The organism is Mesobacterium pallidum (assembly GCF_019966535.1).
Lineage (GTDB): Bacteria > Pseudomonadota > Alphaproteobacteria > Rhodobacterales > Rhodobacteraceae > Mesobacterium > Mesobacterium pallidum.
On sequence record NZ_JAIMID010000002.1, the window covers coordinates 189,132 to 206,147 of the forward strand.

Sequence of the window (17,016 nt, forward strand, 5' to 3'; positions counted from 1 at the left end):
AAGCCCGGTCAGACCAGCACGATATCGGCCAGAAGCCCCGCGTTCGTGGCGAGCCCCTCGAAGGTGATCGACCCGCCACCGGCGAACTCGAGCACCAGCGTGCCGCTCGTGGTGTCCGACAGCGCGTCCAGCCCCGCCTGGGTCAGCGACCCGCCGAACAGGGCCGCGGCGAAGGTCAGGTCATCCTCGCCCACCGCGTAGTCAGTGATGACCATGTCGCCGATGGTGGCGGCAAAGACAAAGCTGTCGGACCCGGCGCCGCCGGTCATGGTGTCGTCTCCGCCCACCGCGTTGATCGTGTCCCAGCCGCCGCCGGCATAGACCCGGTCGTCGCCAAAGGTGGTCTGGTTGTCGTCCCACCAGGTGTCGTTGCCGGTGCCCATGATGGCCAGGTCCATGCCCAGCCCGCCGGCGATCACGTCATTGCCGGCGCCGCCGTCCAGCGTGTCGCCCTGCGCGCCGCCGTACAGCGTGTCATAGCCGTTGGCGCCGGTCAGCACGTCGGCCCCGTCCTGGCCGCGCAGGTCGTCGCCGCCCGCGCCGCCGTGGATCGTGTCGTCGCCGAGCCCGCCCCAGACCGTGTCCGACAGCCCCTGCGAGGTGTCGGTGTAGCTGTCGTTGCCATCGCCGAGATAGGCCAGGTCGGTGCCGTCGCCGCCAAAGACCACGTCATGCCAGGCGCCGGCATTGATCACGTCCGCACCGCCCTGGCCGTAGATCGTGTCGGCCCCCTTGCCGCCATAGAGGTCGTCATTGCCGGTGCCGCCCTCGATGTGCTCGGCGCCGCCGCCGCCGTAGACCGTGTCGTTGCCGTCACCGCCGTAGATCGTGTCGTCGCCATAGGGCGAGCCTTGCGTGCTGTCATAGTAGATGTCGGTGCCGGCACCGAGAAAGACCATGTCGGCCCCCGACCCGCCGACCACCGTGTCGGCGCCAAGGCCCGCATAGATCACGTCGCCTTGGTCGCCGCCGTCGATGAAATCGCCGCCATCCTCGCCGTAGATCGTGTCGGCGCCGGAAAAGCCCAGCATGTAGTCGGTGCCGTCATGGCCAAAGAGGTAGCCGTTGCCCGAACTGCCGTCGACCGAAAGGTCCAGCGCCACATTCTCGAACCCCGTGCCGTCGATCTCGATCGTCTCGAGCTCGGCGCCGTTGGCCAGCGCCTCGAGGATGTCACCGGTCAGCGTGACCAGCTCTTCTCCGCCCACCGACAGGGTCGCACTGGCGACCGACAAGCTGGACAGCTGGCCCAGCAGCCACTCGAAGGTCGGGACGTCAGCATAGATCGACAGCCAGTTGTAATCGGTGAAGTCGATGGCGTAGAAATCCACGTCGCCGATGCCGTCGATCTCACCAAAGACCGAGGTATTGATATCGACGATGTAGGAGTCGGACCTTGCCGCCAAACGGGCAGCCAACGCCCAAGTATCCGCCGCGTCGCCCGTATCGGTAAAGTATTCGAACCCGGCTTCATCGACCGCATACCAGGTGTCCCAGCCATCGCTCAGCATCAGCTCGTAGGTGCCGGTCGAGCCCTCGGCGCCTTCGACCGAGACGTAGACCGTGCCCTCGATCACGTTGTTCCAGTCGTGCAGGTCGATATTGTTCCAGTCGATGGCCCAAAGGTCATAGCCCGGCCCGTCCGAGGTGATCTCGTTGCCCTGCCCGTCATAGACCCGCACACGCGGGTAAAGCTGCGACATGTCCATCAGCTCGAGCAGCGTCTCGGCCAGGTCGCCGAGATCGTTGCCGATCTCGCCCACCACCTCAAGCGTCACCTCGCCCAGGGTCAGCGTGACCGACCCGTCCGGCAGCGACAGCGCGGCCCGCTCGTTGCCATCGTCGAACAGCGTCACGCCGGTCAGCGAGGTGGCCGACAGATCATCCAGGATATCGTTGATCTCGGCCTGGCTGAGCGCCGAAGGGTCGCTCAGCAGGTTCACGCTGTCCAAGAGCAGCCAGATGTCGTCGAAGGACCCCGGCAGCGCGCCGTCCAGCACCAGTTCCTGCGTGCCCGAGGTGATGGCGATGCCGCTGGCGTCAAAGCTCAGCTCGAGGATCTCGGTCAGGCCGTCGATGTCGGTGAAGACCAGCGAATCGAACTCGCCCGTGGCGAACCCGCCATCGATGGCCGCCTCGAGCTCGGCGATGGTGCCGACCGGACCGATGCCGCTGCCCGACAGGATCGCGACGTTGCCGCTGTCCGAGATCACCTCGATCTCGGACGCGGCGATCGAGGTGAAGGTCCAGGCGCCCGAGTCGCCGAGCAGCCAGAGCGCATCCTCGTAATCGAGCGCGAAGTCGATGATCGGGGTGAAATCGAACGCGCCTTCCAGGCCGCGCAGAACCTCGGAATTCACGGTAAACGTTGTGGTAATCGCCATCGGACCAATGTCCCCATTTATGTACTTCTTCAAGCTTCTGAATATCTGACGCAGGGCGGCCTGTCACTGTGCAACGGGGGCGAATATGCCGCGAATGCCGAAAAGGTCGCGCCCGTGGTCAACCGCGGCTTGCGCGGCGGGGGGCCGGCTGCCACATCCTGCGCCCATGTGCCTGCGATCCGTCCTGCTTGCCTTGCTGACCTGCCTGCCCGGATTTGCCGCGGCCGACGGCTGGGAGGTTTCGGCGGGGCGCGGCAGCAGCCACCACCTGCGGCACGCGGGCGGCGCGCTTTATACCAGCTTTTTCGGAGAGCCTCCGGGCACCGGCGATGATTTCGGCCTGTCGGACCTGACCAGCCAGCCGGGCGGCGTCGCGGTGGATGCCGCGTCGCACTGGGCCCTGCGCCGCAGCGGCACGCTGCACGAAGGCGGCGCGCGGCTGCGCTACAGTGTCGGGCTGGAGCACGGCCGCGCACGAATCGACCTGCCGGGCGGCCTGGGCATCTTTACCGACCCCGCGCTGGCGCGGGTCGAGAGCTGGACACTCGAGGCCAGGCTGATCGCCGACAGCCCGCCCCTGCGCCTTGGCCGGGCCGAACTGCGCCACGGGGCCGAGATCGGCGCCCTGGCCACCCGCTACCGGGCGCGGCTGACCTCGGCGCTGCTGGACATCCGCACCGACGCCAGCATGGCCACCCCCTTCGTCGGGCTGGGGATCACGCTTTCCACCACTGCCGCACCGCGCATGGGCCTGCGGGCCGGGGGCCGCGCCTACGGGAACGGGGGCCGCGAAGCCCGGCTCGAGCTCTTTGCCGGATTCTGACCCCGCCGGGTGAAACGACACTTGGTATGCAATTTGCGGCATTCCTGTGCACCAAGCCTTGCTCATTCGCACAAATATTCACCACATGCTCATTTTTTTGACCAAGAATTAATCACCGCCTCTGCCCACCTGACGTTTCGGCAGCCGCGCGTTGCCATTCGCACCCGCAGCGCCATGAGCTTACGCAGCCGGTCGACAGATACCTGGGACGGACCGGCCTGCGGCACAGGCCTCGGGGGACCTGAGACAGCCAAGGCAGCGCCGCATGGGACATTAGCAACCACACCCGTCAGAGGTGGCACCAGGGCCCGTCCGGGCGCGGCGCCGATGACGACGGGGACGAGGAGATCAAGGGATGACTTTCATCAAGAAGACGCTGGCCGCCAGCACCGCCGTTCTGGCCCTGACTGCCGCCGCGCAGGCACAGGACGTGAGCTGCCCGATCAAGGTCGGCGTTCTGCATTCGCTCAGCGGCACCATGGCCATTTCCGAGACCACGCTGAAGGACACGATCCTGATGCTGGTCGACCAGCAGAACGAAAAGGGCGGCCTGCTGGGCTGCGAACTGGAAGCCGTGGTCGTCGACCCTGCCTCGGACTGGCCGCTCTTCGCCGAAAAGGCGCGCGAGCTGCTGACCGTGCACGAGGTCGACGTGATCTTCGGCAACTGGACGAGCGTGTCGCGCAAATCCGTGCTGCCCGTGATCGAAGAGCTGAACGGCCTGCTGTTCTACCCCGTCCAGTACGAGGGTGAAGAGAGCTCCAAGAACGTGTTCTACACCGGCGCCGCGCCGAACCAGCAGGCGATCCCGGCCACCGACTACTTCCTCGAGGAACTGGGCGTCGAGAAATTCGCGCTGCTGGGCACCGACTACGTCTATCCCCGCACCACGAACAACATCCTCGAGGCCTACCTCAAGGACAATGGCATCGCCGAGGAAGACATCTTCGTCAACTACACCCCCTTCGGCCACTCGGACTGGTCCAAGATCGTGGCTGACGTCGTGGCCCTGGGCGCCGACGGCAAGAAGGTCGGCGTGATCTCGACCATCAACGGCGACGCCAACATCGGCTTCTACAAGGAACTCGCGGCCGCCGGCATCAGCGCCGACGACATCCCCGTCGTCGCCTTCTCGGTCGGCGAAGAGGAACTGTCGGGCCTCGACACCTCGAACCTCGTCGGTCACCTGGCCGCATGGAACTACTTCCAGTCCGCCGACACCGAGGCCAACGCCGAGTTCGTCGAGACCTGGAAAGCCAAGATGGGCGAAGAGCGCGTCACCAACGACCCGATGGAAGCCCATTACATCGGCTTCAACATGTGGGTGAACGCCGTGACCGAAGCGGGCACCACCGACGTGGACACCGTGGAACAGGCGATGATCGGCCAGACCTTCCCGAACCTGACCGGCGGGATCGCCGAGATGCTGCCGAACCACCACCTGAGCAAGCCGGTCCTGATCGGCGAGATCCAGGCTGACGGCCAGTTCGACATCATCAGCGAAACCGACGTCGTGCCGGGCGACGCCTGGACCGACTTCCTGCCGGAATCGGCCGTCCTGATCTCGGATTGGAAAGACCTCAAGTGCGGCATGTACAACACCGAGACCAAGACCTGCGTGCAGCTGAAGTCCAACTACTGATCTGACCACCAGATCCGGGGGCAAGGTGCCGCGCGTGCCTTGCCCCTTTTCGGCACTGCCCTTCCCTCTGCAGACGGGATCTTCCTATGCTCCGGCCTCTCCTCGCGGCGCTTCTCTGCGTCTCCCCCATATTCGCAAGCGCCCAGACGGCCCAGCCGATGCAGGACATCCTGCAGGACAACCGGCAGCTTATCGAAGACAGTTCGCGTCGCACCATCCAGCCCGCCATCGACGCCATTGCCGGATCGGGCCTGCCCCAGGCGCAGACCGTGCTCGAGACCTGGCAGGCGCGCGAGATGTGGCAGCGCGAAAGCGACGGGCTGTTCTTTCGCGGCGCGGAAATCGACCGTGACACCATCGAGCTGTTCGATTTCGACACCGGTGAGAGCCTGGGGCCAACGCCGGACGACGGGCTGGACCAGCTCAAGCCCAACTCGGGCATCCAGGGCCTGATCGGCAACGCGCTGGTGCAGTTCCAGCTGATGGACCCCAACCCTGCCCGCCGGCTTGACGCGCTGACCGCGCTTGGCCGCGACGCCGAGGCGAGCCACCTTGCCCCGCTGCGCGCCTCGATCGAGGGCGAAAGCGATCCGGCCATCAGGGCGCAGAAGGAACGGCTGGAACGCCTGCTGACCATTTCCTACGGCGAGACCGACGAGGAGCGCATCGAGGCGATCAAGTCCGTTTCGACCGATCTCGGGGTCGACGTGCGCGCCACGCTCAACCCGCTGGTTGCCACCACCCGCCGCGTCGTGGCCGGCGAGGCCGCGCCCGAGCGGGCCAACGTCGCCCGGGTCCTGCGCCCCGGCACGGATGCCCTGCCCCGCGAGGACGCCTACCAGATGCTGGTCAGTGCAAACCTTGCCGCGCCGCGCATCAGCATGAACGACATGCGCCTCGCGCTGGCCGAGCACATCGACGGCGGCACGGTCGGCGGCGTGCCGGTGGCCGAGCTGAACACCATCGCGGCCCGCGAACGCGCCTACAAGGCGCTGGCCGACCAGGGCCTTGTCCCGCCGACCGTGCTGTCGGGCGAGGTCGACGATGCCCTCGCCGCGCATACCTTCTACGACGAATATGCCGAAAGCTCGCCCGCCGTGACCGAAAGCGCGACCTACGCGCTGGAAGCCATCGCGCTGCGCGTCGGCGCCAACCAGGCGCTCGATCTGGGCCTTGACGCGCTGTCGCTGGCCTCGATCTACTTCCTGGCCGCCATCGGCCTTGCCATCACCTTCGGCGTGATGGGGGTCATCAACATGGCCCATGGCGAATTCATCATGATGGGCGCCTATACCGGCTACGTGGTACAGCAGTTCATCCCGAACCACACCGCGTCGATCCTCGTGGCGATCCCGCTGGCCTTTGCCGTCACCTTCGCCGCCGGCGTCGCGATGGAGCGGCTGGTGATCCGCTACCTCTATTCCCGCCCGCTCGAGACGCTGCTGGCCACCTTCGGCATCTCGATCGCACTGCAGCAGCTGGCCAAGAACATCTTCGGCACCCAGGCCCGGCCGCTGACCGCGCCCGGCTGGCTGGACGGGTCCTGGGTCATGAACGACGTGGTGTCCATCAGCTACATCCGCATCGCGATCTTCGTGCTGGCGCTGATCTTCCTCGGCTTCTTCATCTTCCTGATGCAGAAGACGCGGCTGGGGCTTGAGACCCGCGCCGTGACGCAGAACCCGCGCATGGCGGCCAGCATGGGCATCAACCCCAACAAGGTGAACATGATCACCTTCGGGCTGGGCTCCGGCATCGCCGGCATCGCGGGCGTCGCCATAGGGCTTTACGCCCAGGTGACCTCGGAAATCGGGCAGGCCTATATCGTGCAAAGCTTCATGACCGTGGTCGTGGGCGGCGTCGGCAACATCTGGGGCACCCTGCTGGGCGCCGGGATGATCGGCGTGCTGCAAAAGGGGATCGAATGGTTCAACCCGTCGAACACCCTCGCGGCCCAGACCTACATGATCGTCTTCATCATCATCTTCATCCAGTTCCGGCCGCGCGGCATCATCGCGCTCAAGGGCCGCGCGGCGGAGGCCTGATCCCATGGCAGACATGACCGCAACCCCCGGCTTCGGCACCCCGCCCCGCAGCTTCTTCCTGCGCACCCCGAGCGTGCTGATCTTCATCCTGGTGCTCGCGATCTTCACAATCGGCGTGACGCTGATGTCCGAGGCGATGGGGACCGGGGTCATCTCGACCTCTTTCGTCAAGACGCTGGGCAAGACGCTGTGCCTGTGCCTCATCGCCATCGCGATGGACCTGGTCTGGGGCTACACCGGCATCCTGAGCCTTGGCCACTTCGCCTTCTTCGGGCTTGGCGGCTACATGATCGGCATGTGGCTGATGTATGCCCGCACGAAGGAAATCGTCGTCGGCTCGCTGGCCAATGTGGCGATCCCGCCCACGGACCAGGAGGTGGTGGACGCCATCGGCACGCAGATCTTCGGCGTGGTCGGATCGTCCGACTTCCCGACCGTGTGGATGTTCGCCCATTCGCTGCCCCTGCAGCTGCTGATGGTCGTGCTGGTTCCGGGCATCCTGGCGCTGGTCTTCGGCTGGCTGGCCTTCCGCAGCCGCGTCACGGGCGTCTACCTGTCGATCTTGACGCAGGCGATGACGCTGGCGCTGTCGCTCTACCTCTTCCAGAACGATTCCGGCCTGCGCGGCAACAACGGCCTCTCGGGCCTGCAGAACCTGCCCGGGCTGGGCGATGTCAGCCAGGACTGGATCTCGCTCTGGTTCCTCTGGGCCTCTGCCCTCGCGCTTGGCCTTGGCTACCTGCTGGCGGCCTGGCTGGTGTCGGGCAAGTTCGGCTCGGTCCTGCGCGGCATCCGTGACAACGAACAGCGCGTGCGCTTCCTGGGCTACTCGGTCGAGGGGTACAAGCTGGTGATCTTCACCGTCACGGCCTGCATCGCGGGCATTGCCGGGGCGCTTTATTACCCGCAGGCGGGCATCATCAACCCGGCCGAGATCGCGCCCATCGCCTCGATCTACCTCGCGGTCTGGGTCGCCATCGGTGGACGCGGCCGGCTATACGGCGCGGTCATCGGCGCGGCCTTCGTCAGCCTGGTGTCGACCTATTTCACCGGCGGACAGGCGCCCGACATCCCGCTGGGCTTTTACACCATCCAATGGGTCGACTGGTGGCTGATCCTGCTGGGCCTTTCGTTCGTGCTGGTCACGCTGTTTGCCCCCGCGGGCATTGGCGGCCTCGTGGACCTCTGGCTCGAGCGCAAGCGGCCCGACCGCCACGGCGCCGACCTTGGCCCGGACCAGGGCGCCCTGCGCGAGAAGGAGGCACAGGAATGAGCACGCTGCTTGAAGTCTCGGGCGTCTCGGTCACCTTCGACGGGTTCCGCGCCATCAACAACCTCAGCTTCCAGATCGGCGAGGCGGAAATGCGCGCCATCATCGGGCCGAACGGGGCGGGCAAAACCACCTTCATGGACATCGTGACCGGCAAGACCAAGCCGAACGAGGGCCGCATCCTTTACGGCGACAAGGGCGAGAACCTGCTCAAGATGTCCGAGGCCAAGATCGCCCAGGCCGGCATCGGGCGGAAGTTCCAGAAGCCCACGGTGTTCGAGGACCAGACCGTCCACGAAAACCTGCTGATGGCGCTGCAGAACGACCGGCGGCCGTTCTCGGTGATCTTCTGGAAGCCGAAACGCCCCGACATACTGCGGGTCGAGGAGCTGGCCTCCGAGATCGGCCTGACCGACCAACTGGAACGCAAGGCGGGCGAGTTGAGCCATGGCCAGAAGCAATGGCTCGAGATCGGGATGCTGCTGGCGCAGGAGCCGCGCCTGCTGTTCGTCGACGAACCCGCCGCCGGCATGACCCCGGCCGAGCGCGAGCACACGACGTCCATCCTTGTCGAGGTGGCCAAGAAACGCGCTGTGGTCGTGGTCGAACACGACATGGAATTCGTCCGCCGCCTGAACTGCAAGGTGACCGTGCTGCACGAAGGGTCAGTGCTGGCCGAGGGCAGCCTGGATCACGTCACGTCCAACCAGGAGGTCGTCGATGTCTACCTTGGCCGCTGAAGCCCCCACCAAGACCATGCTCGAGATCGAGGGGCTGACCCTGCATTACGGGCACAGCCAGATCCTGAACGGGGTCGACCTCAAGGCCGCCAAGGGCGAGGTCACCTGCGTCATGGGCACCAACGGGGTGGGCAAGACCTCTCTGATGAAGGCGATCACCGGCGCGCATCCGCGCTCCGGCGGGCGCATGGTGCTGGATGGCGAAGAGCTGCCGGTCCTGCCCTCGCACATCCTGGCGCAGAAGGGCGTCGCCTACGTGCCGCAGGGGCGCGAGATCTTTCCCCTGCTGACCGTGCGCGAGAACATGGAGACGGCCTTTGCCTGCCTGCCGAAATCGGACCATGTCATCCCCGACCACATCTACGAGCTCTTCCCCATTCTGAAGGAGTTCCTGCACCGGCGCGGCGGGGACCTGTCGGGCGGACAACAGCAGCAGCTGGCGATTGCCCGGGCGCTGATCACGCGGCCCAAGCTCTTGATCCTTGACGAGCCGACCGAGGGCATCCAGCCCAACATCATCCAGCAGATCGGCCGGGTGATCGAGCTGCTGCGGGACCAGGGCGAGATGGCGATCGTGCTGGTCGAGCAGTATTTCGACTTTGCCTACACCCTTGCCGACCGCTTCACCGTGCTGCGGCGCGGGTCGGTCATGCTGGAAGGGCGCAAGGGAGACCATGCGCGCGAGACGATCCTGGCGGGGGTGTCGGTATGATCTTTCGCGTGGTGCCCGTGTCGCGGGTCGCGCTGGGGGGCTGCTTGCCCCCCAGACCCCCCAGGAGTTTACTTGGCAAGATGAAGAGGGATCTGGTGCGCTGCCTGGGGGTTTTCGCCTAGGCCATGGCAACGCGGCTGAAGATCATCGTCGTCGAAAAGGACCCCGAACGCGTGCGCATCATCGTGGACGGGCTCAAGGAGCTTGGGGACCACGACATCCACGTCATCACCGAGGAAAGCGCGCTGGCCCGCAGGGTGAGCGAGCAAAACCCGGATATCGTGCTGATCGACATCGCCAACCCCTCGCGCGACGTGCTGGAGGAACTGACGCTCGCCGCCTCGCCCAATGAGCGGCCCGTGGCGATGTTCGTGGACCAGAGCGACAATTCCATGACCCGCGCGGCCATCGAGGCCGGGGTGTCGGCCTATGTGGTCGGAGGGCTGCGGCCCGAGCGCATCCGGCCGATCCTTGATGCCGCGATCACCCGGTTCCACATGTTCCAGCGGATGCGGCGCGAGCTCGAGGCGACCAAGCAGGCGCTGGAGGAACGCAAGACCATCGACCGCGCCAAGGGCATCCTGATGCGCCGCCGCGGGATCGACGAGGACGCGGCCTATGGCCTGCTGCGCAAGACGGCGATGGACCAGGGGCGCAAGCTGATCCAGGTCGCCGAGGCGCTGGTCACCGCATCGGACCTTTTGGGATGAACGCCGGTCTGCGTATCCCCGTGGCCTATGTGCCGCTTGTCGACGCCGCGCCCCTGATCATCGCGCAGGAGCTGGGGTTCGCCGCCGAGGAGGGCATCACGCTCGAGTTGATGAAGGCGCCGTCCTGGTCGGTGGTGCGCGACGCGCTGACCCTGGGCCAGGCGGATCTCGCGCACCTGCTGGCGCCGCTGCCGGTGGCGATCGGGCTGGGGCTTGCGCCCTCGCCCGTGCAGCTCGAGGTGGCGATGGTGCTGTCGATCAACGGCTCGGTCATCGGCGCCGCGCGGGACCTCGCGGCACGCGTCGCCAAGGCCGCGCCCACGGCCGGGTTCCTCGATGCCTTTTCGGTCGGGCGGGCCCTCTTGTCGGTCGGCCCGCGCGCGCTGCGGGTGGGCATCCCCTTCCCCTTCTCGACCCATTACGAACTGGTGGATTACTGGCTGGGCGCCATCGACCCCGCCGCCCGCGACCGGTTGCAGATCCACACCGTGCCACCCCCGCGCATGTCCGAGGCCGTGGCCGCAGGCGAGATCGACCTGTTCTGCGTCGGCGAGCCCTGGGGCTCCGAAGCGGTCGAGGAGGGCACGGCCGAGCTCCTGCTGCCCGGCCGGGCGATCTGGAACCATGCGCCGGAAAAGGTGCTGGCCTTGCGCAAGGGCTGGGACCTTGAGCAGCCCGCCGCGCTGCATGCCGCGATCCGCGCGATCTGGCGCGCCGGGCGCTGGCTGTCGCAGCCGGGCAACCGGTCCTCGGCCAGCGAGATCCTGTCGCGGCCCGAATACCTCGACGTCTCGCCCCTGCTGATCGACCGCGCCCTGTCGGGCCGCTTCGTCGTCTCGCCCCGGGGCGAGCGGCGCGACTGCCCGGTCTTCGTCTGCTTTCACCAGGGCGCCGCCAACTTTCCCTGGCGCAGCCAGGGCCGCTGGTTCGGGCATCGCCTGGCCCTGCGCACCGGGCTGGAGCAAGGCGACGCCATCGCCACCGCCGGCGCGATCTTCCGCTCGGACATCTACCGCGCCGCCATGGCCGAGATGCCCTCGGCCCTGCCCACGTCGTCCTCCAAGGTCGAGGGCGGGTTGCCCCAGGACCTTGCGGTCCCGGCGGTGGGCGGCGACCTGATTCTGCGCGCGGATCGTTTCTTTGATGGCGCGGTTTTCGACCCCAGCCTGCCGGAGTGACCAGCATTTAGGCAAACGCGTGCACGGGTCCTGCATAATGCTGTGCCTCAATCGAATGTTTTTGCCGCGATCGCGGAATCAAGGCAAAAGGGACATATCCGAACAATGGCGTTCGGGTTCTTCACACCCTCCTCCCCGAATGACCGGGACGCCGAGCAAAGCCGCTCGACACCCTGCGCCTCTTTTCGCGCAAGGCTGTCGGCGGCTTTTTCCGTTTTTACCGCCCCCCAGGGACCAAGCGACCAGGGGGACAACCACAGGGACCAAAGACATGACGCGACTTTCTGCACTGCTGGCTGCGACGACCATGCTGGTGACCCCGGCCATGGCCGAGATGCTGGAACTGGAAAAAGACGAACTGACCTTCGGCTTCATCAAGCTGACCGACATGGCGCCGCTGGCCGTCGCCTATGAACAGGGCTATTTCCTCGACGAAGGGCTTTTCGTCACGCTGGAAGCCCAGGCCAACTGGAAGGTGCTGCTGGACGGCGTGATCGACGGCAAGCTCGACGGCGCGCATATGCTGGCCGGCCAACCGCTGGCCGCCACGATCGGCTACGGCACCGAGGCGCATATCGTCACCCCCTTCTCGATGGACCTGAACGGCAACGGCATCACCGTGTCGAACGAAGTCTGGGAAGAGATGAAGCCGAATATCCCCACCATGGAGGACGGCCGCCCGCAGCACCCGATCAGCGCCGCCGCGCTGGCGCCGGTGGTCGAAAACTACAAGAGCCAGGGCAAGCCCTTCAACATGGGCATGGTCTTCCCCGTTTCGACCCACAATTATGAACTGCGCTACTGGCTGGCCGCCGGCGGGCTGCACCCGGGCTTTTACGGCCCCGACAACGTGACCGGCCAGATCGGCGCCGATGTGTTCCTGTCGGTCACCCCGCCGCCGCAGATGCCCGCCACCCTCGAGGCCGGCACGATCCACGGCTATTGCGTGGGCGAGCCCTGGAACCAGCAGGCCGTCTTCAAGGGCATCGGCGTTCCGGTCATCACCGATTACGAGCTGTGGAAGAACAACCCCGAGAAGGTCTTTGGCCTGTCGGCCGAGTTCACCGAGGAAAACCCGAACACCACGCTCGCCATCACCAAGGCGTTGATCCGCGCGGCCATGTGGCTTGATGAGAACGACAACGCCAACCGACCCGAGGCGGTCGAGATCCTGTCGCGCCCCGAGTATGTCGGCGCCGATTACGAGGTGATCGCCAACTCGATGACCGGCACCTTCGAATACGAAAAGGGCGACACCCGCGAGGTGCCCGACTTCAACGTGTTCTTCCGCTACAACGCGACCTACCCGTTCTACTCGGACGCCGTCTGGTACCTGACCCAGATGCGCCGCTGGGGCCAGATCGCCGAGGCCAAGCCCGACAGCTGGTACGACGAGGTCGCCAAGTCGGTCTACAAGCCCGAGATCTACCTCGAGGCGGCCCGCCTGCTGGTCGACGAAGGCCTGGCGAACGAGGCCGACTTCCCCTGGGACAGCGACGGCTACAAGGCGCCGACCCCGGCCGAGGACGTGATCGACGGCATCGCCTATGACGGCCGCGCCCCGAACGCCTATCTCGAGACCCTCTCGATCGGTCTCAAGGGCGAACAGATCATCGTCGGCACCGAAGTGCAGGGCTAACCCCCTCCTCCTCTCTCTCCCCTCCCAAGGGACGGTGGGCGGGGCGATGCGCAAGCGAGCGTCGCCCACCGGACCAATACGACCCAGCCCCGACCCGCAAGGACCAGCCCCATGACCACCGCCGACCCGAATTTCGCCGCCGCGCAGGAAGCCAAGGAAGCCCGGCGCGCCCGTCTCTTTACCCGCATCAACAAGGCCGACGCCTGGTTCAAGGTGCTGGGCCTCGCCTGGATCACGCCGATCCTCAAGGCCGCCGCCGGGGACAACCCGCGCACGCAAGTCACGGAGATCTGGCGCCTGCTGGTCGTGCCGCTGCTGGCCATCCTCGGCTTTTTGCTGCTCTGGGGCACGCTCGCGCCCAAGGTGCAGACCTCGCTTGGCGCCGTGCCCGGCCCCGCCGCGGTCTGGGAAGAGGCCGTGAACCTGCATGCCGACGCGCAGGCCAAGGCCGTCAAGCAGGCCAAGTTCGAGGAAATGGTCGACAAGCGCAACCAGAAGCTGATAGACGCCGGCCGCGCGGACGAGGTCAAGGACGTCGCCTATACCGGCGCGCCCAGCTACTACGCGCAGATCTGGACCTCGATCAAGACGGTGTTCTTCGGCTTCCTGATCGGCTCGGCCATCGCCATCCCGCTGGGCATCCTCGCCGGCCTCTCGGCCACCGCCAACTCGGCCATCAACCCGCTGGTGCAGATCTTCAAGCCGGTCTCGCCGCTGGCCTGGCTGCCCATCGTCACCATGATCGTCTCGGCGGTCTACACCACCAACGACGGGCTCTTTGCCAAGTCCTTCCTGATCTCGGCCATCACCGTGACGCTCTGTTCGCTCTGGCCGACGCTGATCAACACCGCGCTTGGCGTCGCCTCGATCGACAAGGACCTCGTCTCGGTCTCGAAGGTGCTCAAGATGAACACCTGGACCAAGATCACCAAGCTGGTCCTGCCCTCGGCCCTGCCGCTGATCTTCACCGGCCTGCGCCTGTCGCTCGGTGTGGGCTGGATGGTGCTGATCGCGGCCGAGATGCTGGCCCAGAACCCCGGCTTGGGCAAGTTCGTCTGGGACGAGTTCCAGAACGGGTCGTCGCAGTCGCTCGCCAAGATCATGGTCGCCGTCTTCACCATCGGGATCATCGGCTTCCTGCTCGACCGCGTGATGTTCGCCCTGCAATCGCTCTTCACCTTCTCGAACAACCGCTGACCCCCGCGCTCAAGGAGCGAAGCGGTAGCGCAGAAAGGAAAAGACCATGGGTATTCTCAACTTCGAAAATGTCTCCAAGTCGTTCGGCCAGGGCACCCACGCGTCCCACGTGCTGAAGGACATCGACCTCGAGGTGCGGGAAGGCGAATTCCTCGTCCTTCTCGGCTTCTCGGGCACCGGCAAGACCACGCTGATCAACCTGATGGCGGGGCTCGAGCAGCCTTCGAAAGGCCAGGTCACGTTCAAGGGCAAGCCCATCGACGGCCCGGGCCCCGAACGCGGCGTGATCTTCCAGAACTATTCGCTGATGCCCTGGCTCACGGTCGAAGGCAACGTCATGCTCGCCATCGACACCGTCTTCCCCCGCATGCCCAAGGCGGAAAAGGCCGCGAAAGCCGCGCATTACATCAAGATGGTGGGCCTTTCCCACGCCGTCGCCCGGCGCCCGGCCGAGCTGTCGGGCGGGATGCGCCAGCGGGTCAACGTCGCCCGGGCGCTGGCGATGAAGCCCGAGGTGCTGCTGCTGGACGAACCCCTGTCCGCGCTCGACGCGCTCACCCGCGCCAACCTCGCGGACGAGATCGAACACATCTGGTCCGAGGAAAAGCAGACCTGCGTGCTGATCACCAACGACGTGGACGAGGCGATCCTGCTGGCCGACCGCATCATCGCCCTGACGCCCGACGGCACTCTGGGCGAGGAATTCCCGGTCACCCTGCCCCGCCCGCGCGACCGCGGCGCGATGAACCATGACGAGACCTTCAAGGCCCTGCGCGCGAAGGTCACCACCTACCTCATGGACATCGGGATCGAGGCCCGCGCCGAGGGCTCGCGCCTGCTGCCCGACGTGACGCCGATCCACGGCGTGCCCACGGCCGTGGCCAAGGCGCAGGAAGGTCTGATCGACGAACGCTTTCTCACCTTCGAGCAGCTGCACAAGATCTACCCGACCCCCAAGGGCCCGCTGACGGTGGTCGAGGATTTCAACCTCAAGGTCGACCGGGGCGAGTTCATCTCGCTCATCGGCCACTCGGGCTGCGGCAAGTCCACGGTGCTGACCATGGCCGCCGGGCTGAACGACATCTCGAAGGGCGTCATCAAGCTGGACGGGCGCGGCGTCATGGGGGCCGACCCCGAACGCGCGGTGGTGTTCCAGTCGCCGAACCTCTTTCCCTGGCTGACCGCCAAGGAGAACGTCGCCATCGGTGTCGACAAGGTCTACCCCAAGGCCAGCCAGGCCGAACGCCAGGACGTGATCGAATACTACCTTGAACGCGTCGGCCTGGGCGACAGCATGGACAAGCCCGCGTCCGACATGTCGAACGGCATGCGCCAGCGGGTCGGGATCGCGCGGGCCTTCGCGCTCAGCCCCAAGCTGCTGCTGCTGGATGAACCCTTCGGCATGCTCGACAGCCTCACGAGGTGGGAGCTGCAGGAAGTGCTGATGGAGGTCTGGTCGCGCACCAAGGTGACCGCAATCTGCGTCACCCACGACGTGGACGAGGCGATCATGCTGGCCGACCGCGTGGTCATGATGACCAACGGGCCCCAGGCCACCATCGGCAAGATCGTCAACGTCGACCTGCCCCGGCCCCGGTCGCGCAAGGCGCTGCTGGAACACCCCGATTACTACAATTACCGCGAGCAGGTCCTGAACTTCCTCGAGGAATACGAACACGGCGCCAAGCCGAAATCCAAGCCGGCCCAAGCGGCCATCGCGGCGGAGTGACAGACATGGACATTGCAATCGACACGCCGACCCGCACCTTCATCGAGGTGACAGAGGTCTGGGTGCCCGAGGGGGACCGGCTGGTCCTCGCCAAGGGCGAATACGGCACGCTCTCGGCCTTCGAGGAGGCGTCCCGCGCCACCTCCTTTGCCAAGGGCGAGGGCCTGCCGGGCAAGGCCTGGAGCGAGGCGCGGCCCGTGGTGCTGAAAGCCTTCGACGGCAGCTATTTCAAGCGCACCGAAGCCGCGGCCGAGGCGGGGCTGACCAGCGCCGTCGCGATCCCGGTCTTCGACGGCGCCGCCCTGATGGCCGTGCTCGTCGTGCTCTGCGGTGATGACGGCGAACGCACCGGCGCGATCGAGGTCTGGGCCGAGAAGGACGGCCTGCTGATGCTCGACGACGGCTACTACGGCGCCGCCAAGCATTTCGAATGGGTCAGCCAGCACACCCATTTCCCGCGCGGGCAAGGCCTGCCGGGCGGGGTCTGGGCCGCGCGCACGCCGATCCTGATGCGCGATCTGGGTTCCGGCTACCGCTTCATCCGCGCCGAAAGCGCGGGCAAGGCCGGGCTGACCACCGGCCTTGGCCTGCCGATCCCGACGCCCTCGGGCACCGATTACGTGCTGACGCTGCTGTCGGCCCGCGGCACCCCCATCGCCCGGAGGTTCGAGATCTGGGACGCCCGCGCCGCCAAGCGCGGCGCCAAGGGCGGCGCGGTTCTGGCCGACGGCATCTGCGCCCGCGAAGGCGCGCTGTGGGACGAGGACAGCCCGCGCGAGGCACGCGTCTGGCAAGGCCCCATCGGCCAGGTGCTGGGCACCGGCCTGCCGGTGGTCGAAACCGGCGCCGGCATCGCGGCAGGCTACACCTCGATGGTCGCCCTGCCCCTCTACGGCGCGGATGGGCTTGCCCATGTCGTCGCCTGGTATCTCTGAAGGAGGCCCCTC

Annotated in this window: 13 protein-coding genes; 12 read left to right on the forward strand and 1 reads right to left on the reverse strand. The window is 66.4% G+C overall.

Features of this window, described 5'->3' with window-relative positions; all coding sequences use genetic code 11:
• Positions 1–8: 8 nt before the first annotated feature.
• On the reverse strand, positions 9–2,384 hold the full coding sequence (locus MF270_RS03655) for a calcium-binding protein (protein WP_238364499.1): 2,376 nt from the start codon (positions 2,382–2,384) through the stop codon (positions 9–11).
• Positions 2,385–2,550: 166 nt separating this feature from the next.
• On the opposite strand from MF270_RS03655, the gene MF270_RS03660 reads away from it, so the two are divergent.
• From MF270_RS03660 to MF270_RS03715, 12 genes are all read left to right on the forward strand, one after another.
• A complete protein-coding gene (locus tag MF270_RS03660) occupies positions 2,551–3,207 on the forward strand; it encodes a hypothetical protein (RefSeq protein ID WP_238364500.1) in 657 nt (218 codons plus the stop codon).
• A gap of 355 nt (positions 3,208–3,562) precedes the next feature.
• Complete coding sequence (gene urtA / locus MF270_RS03665) at positions 3,563–4,849, forward strand: urea ABC transporter substrate-binding protein (RefSeq protein WP_238364501.1); 1,287 nt, start codon at positions 3,563–3,565, stop codon at positions 4,847–4,849.
• An 86-nt stretch (positions 4,850–4,935) separates the two neighbouring features.
• Entirely contained in the window at positions 4,936–6,894 is a 1,959-nt protein-coding gene (gene urtB, locus MF270_RS03670) for an urea ABC transporter permease subunit UrtB (RefSeq protein ID WP_238364502.1), read from the forward strand.
• A 13-nt stretch (positions 6,895–6,907) separates the two neighbouring features.
• Positions 6,908–8,167, forward strand: a complete 1,260-nt coding sequence (urtC, locus tag MF270_RS03675) for an urea ABC transporter permease subunit UrtC (RefSeq protein ID WP_418887857.1) — start codon at positions 6,908–6,910, stop codon at positions 8,165–8,167.
• Positions 8,164–8,904, forward strand: a complete 741-nt coding sequence (gene urtD, locus MF270_RS03680) for an urea ABC transporter ATP-binding protein UrtD (protein WP_238364504.1) — start codon at positions 8,164–8,166, stop codon at positions 8,902–8,904. Before urtC ends, urtD begins: the two co-directional genes overlap by 4 nt.
• A 16-nt stretch (positions 8,905–8,920) precedes the next feature.
• Positions 8,921–9,616, forward strand: a complete 696-nt coding sequence (gene urtE, locus MF270_RS03685; protein ID WP_238364824.1) for an urea ABC transporter ATP-binding subunit UrtE — start codon at positions 8,921–8,923, stop codon at positions 9,614–9,616.
• A gap of 125 nt (positions 9,617–9,741) precedes the next feature.
• The gene (locus MF270_RS03690) at positions 9,742–10,326 is read left to right on the forward strand and encodes an ANTAR domain-containing response regulator (protein ID WP_238364505.1); all 585 of its coding nucleotides are present in this window, start codon (positions 9,742–9,744) and stop codon (positions 10,324–10,326) included.
• Entirely contained in the window at positions 10,323–11,504 is a 1,182-nt protein-coding gene (locus MF270_RS03695) for a CmpA/NrtA family ABC transporter substrate-binding protein (RefSeq protein WP_238364506.1), read from the forward strand. Before MF270_RS03690 ends, MF270_RS03695 begins: the two co-directional genes overlap by 4 nt.
• A gap of 271 nt (positions 11,505–11,775) precedes the next feature.
• Positions 11,776–13,143: a CmpA/NrtA family ABC transporter substrate-binding protein gene (locus MF270_RS03700; protein WP_238364507.1), complete on the forward strand. Its 1,368-nt coding sequence runs from the start codon at positions 11,776–11,778 to the stop codon at positions 13,141–13,143.
• Positions 13,144–13,254: 111 nt separating this feature from the next.
• The gene (locus MF270_RS03705) at positions 13,255–14,340 is read left to right on the forward strand and encodes an ABC transporter permease (RefSeq protein WP_238364508.1); all 1,086 of its coding nucleotides are present in this window, start codon (positions 13,255–13,257) and stop codon (positions 14,338–14,340) included.
• 46 nt (positions 14,341–14,386) lie between these two features.
• On the forward strand, positions 14,387–16,069 hold the full coding sequence (locus MF270_RS03710) for an ABC transporter ATP-binding protein (protein ID WP_238364509.1): 1,683 nt from the start codon (positions 14,387–14,389) through the stop codon (positions 16,067–16,069).
• Positions 16,070–16,074: 5 nt separating this feature from the next.
• Positions 16,075–17,004, forward strand: coding sequence for a GAF domain-containing protein (locus tag MF270_RS03715; RefSeq protein ID WP_238364510.1), 930 nt, complete (start codon positions 16,075–16,077; stop codon positions 17,002–17,004).
• Positions 17,005–17,016: the final 12 nt, after the last annotated feature.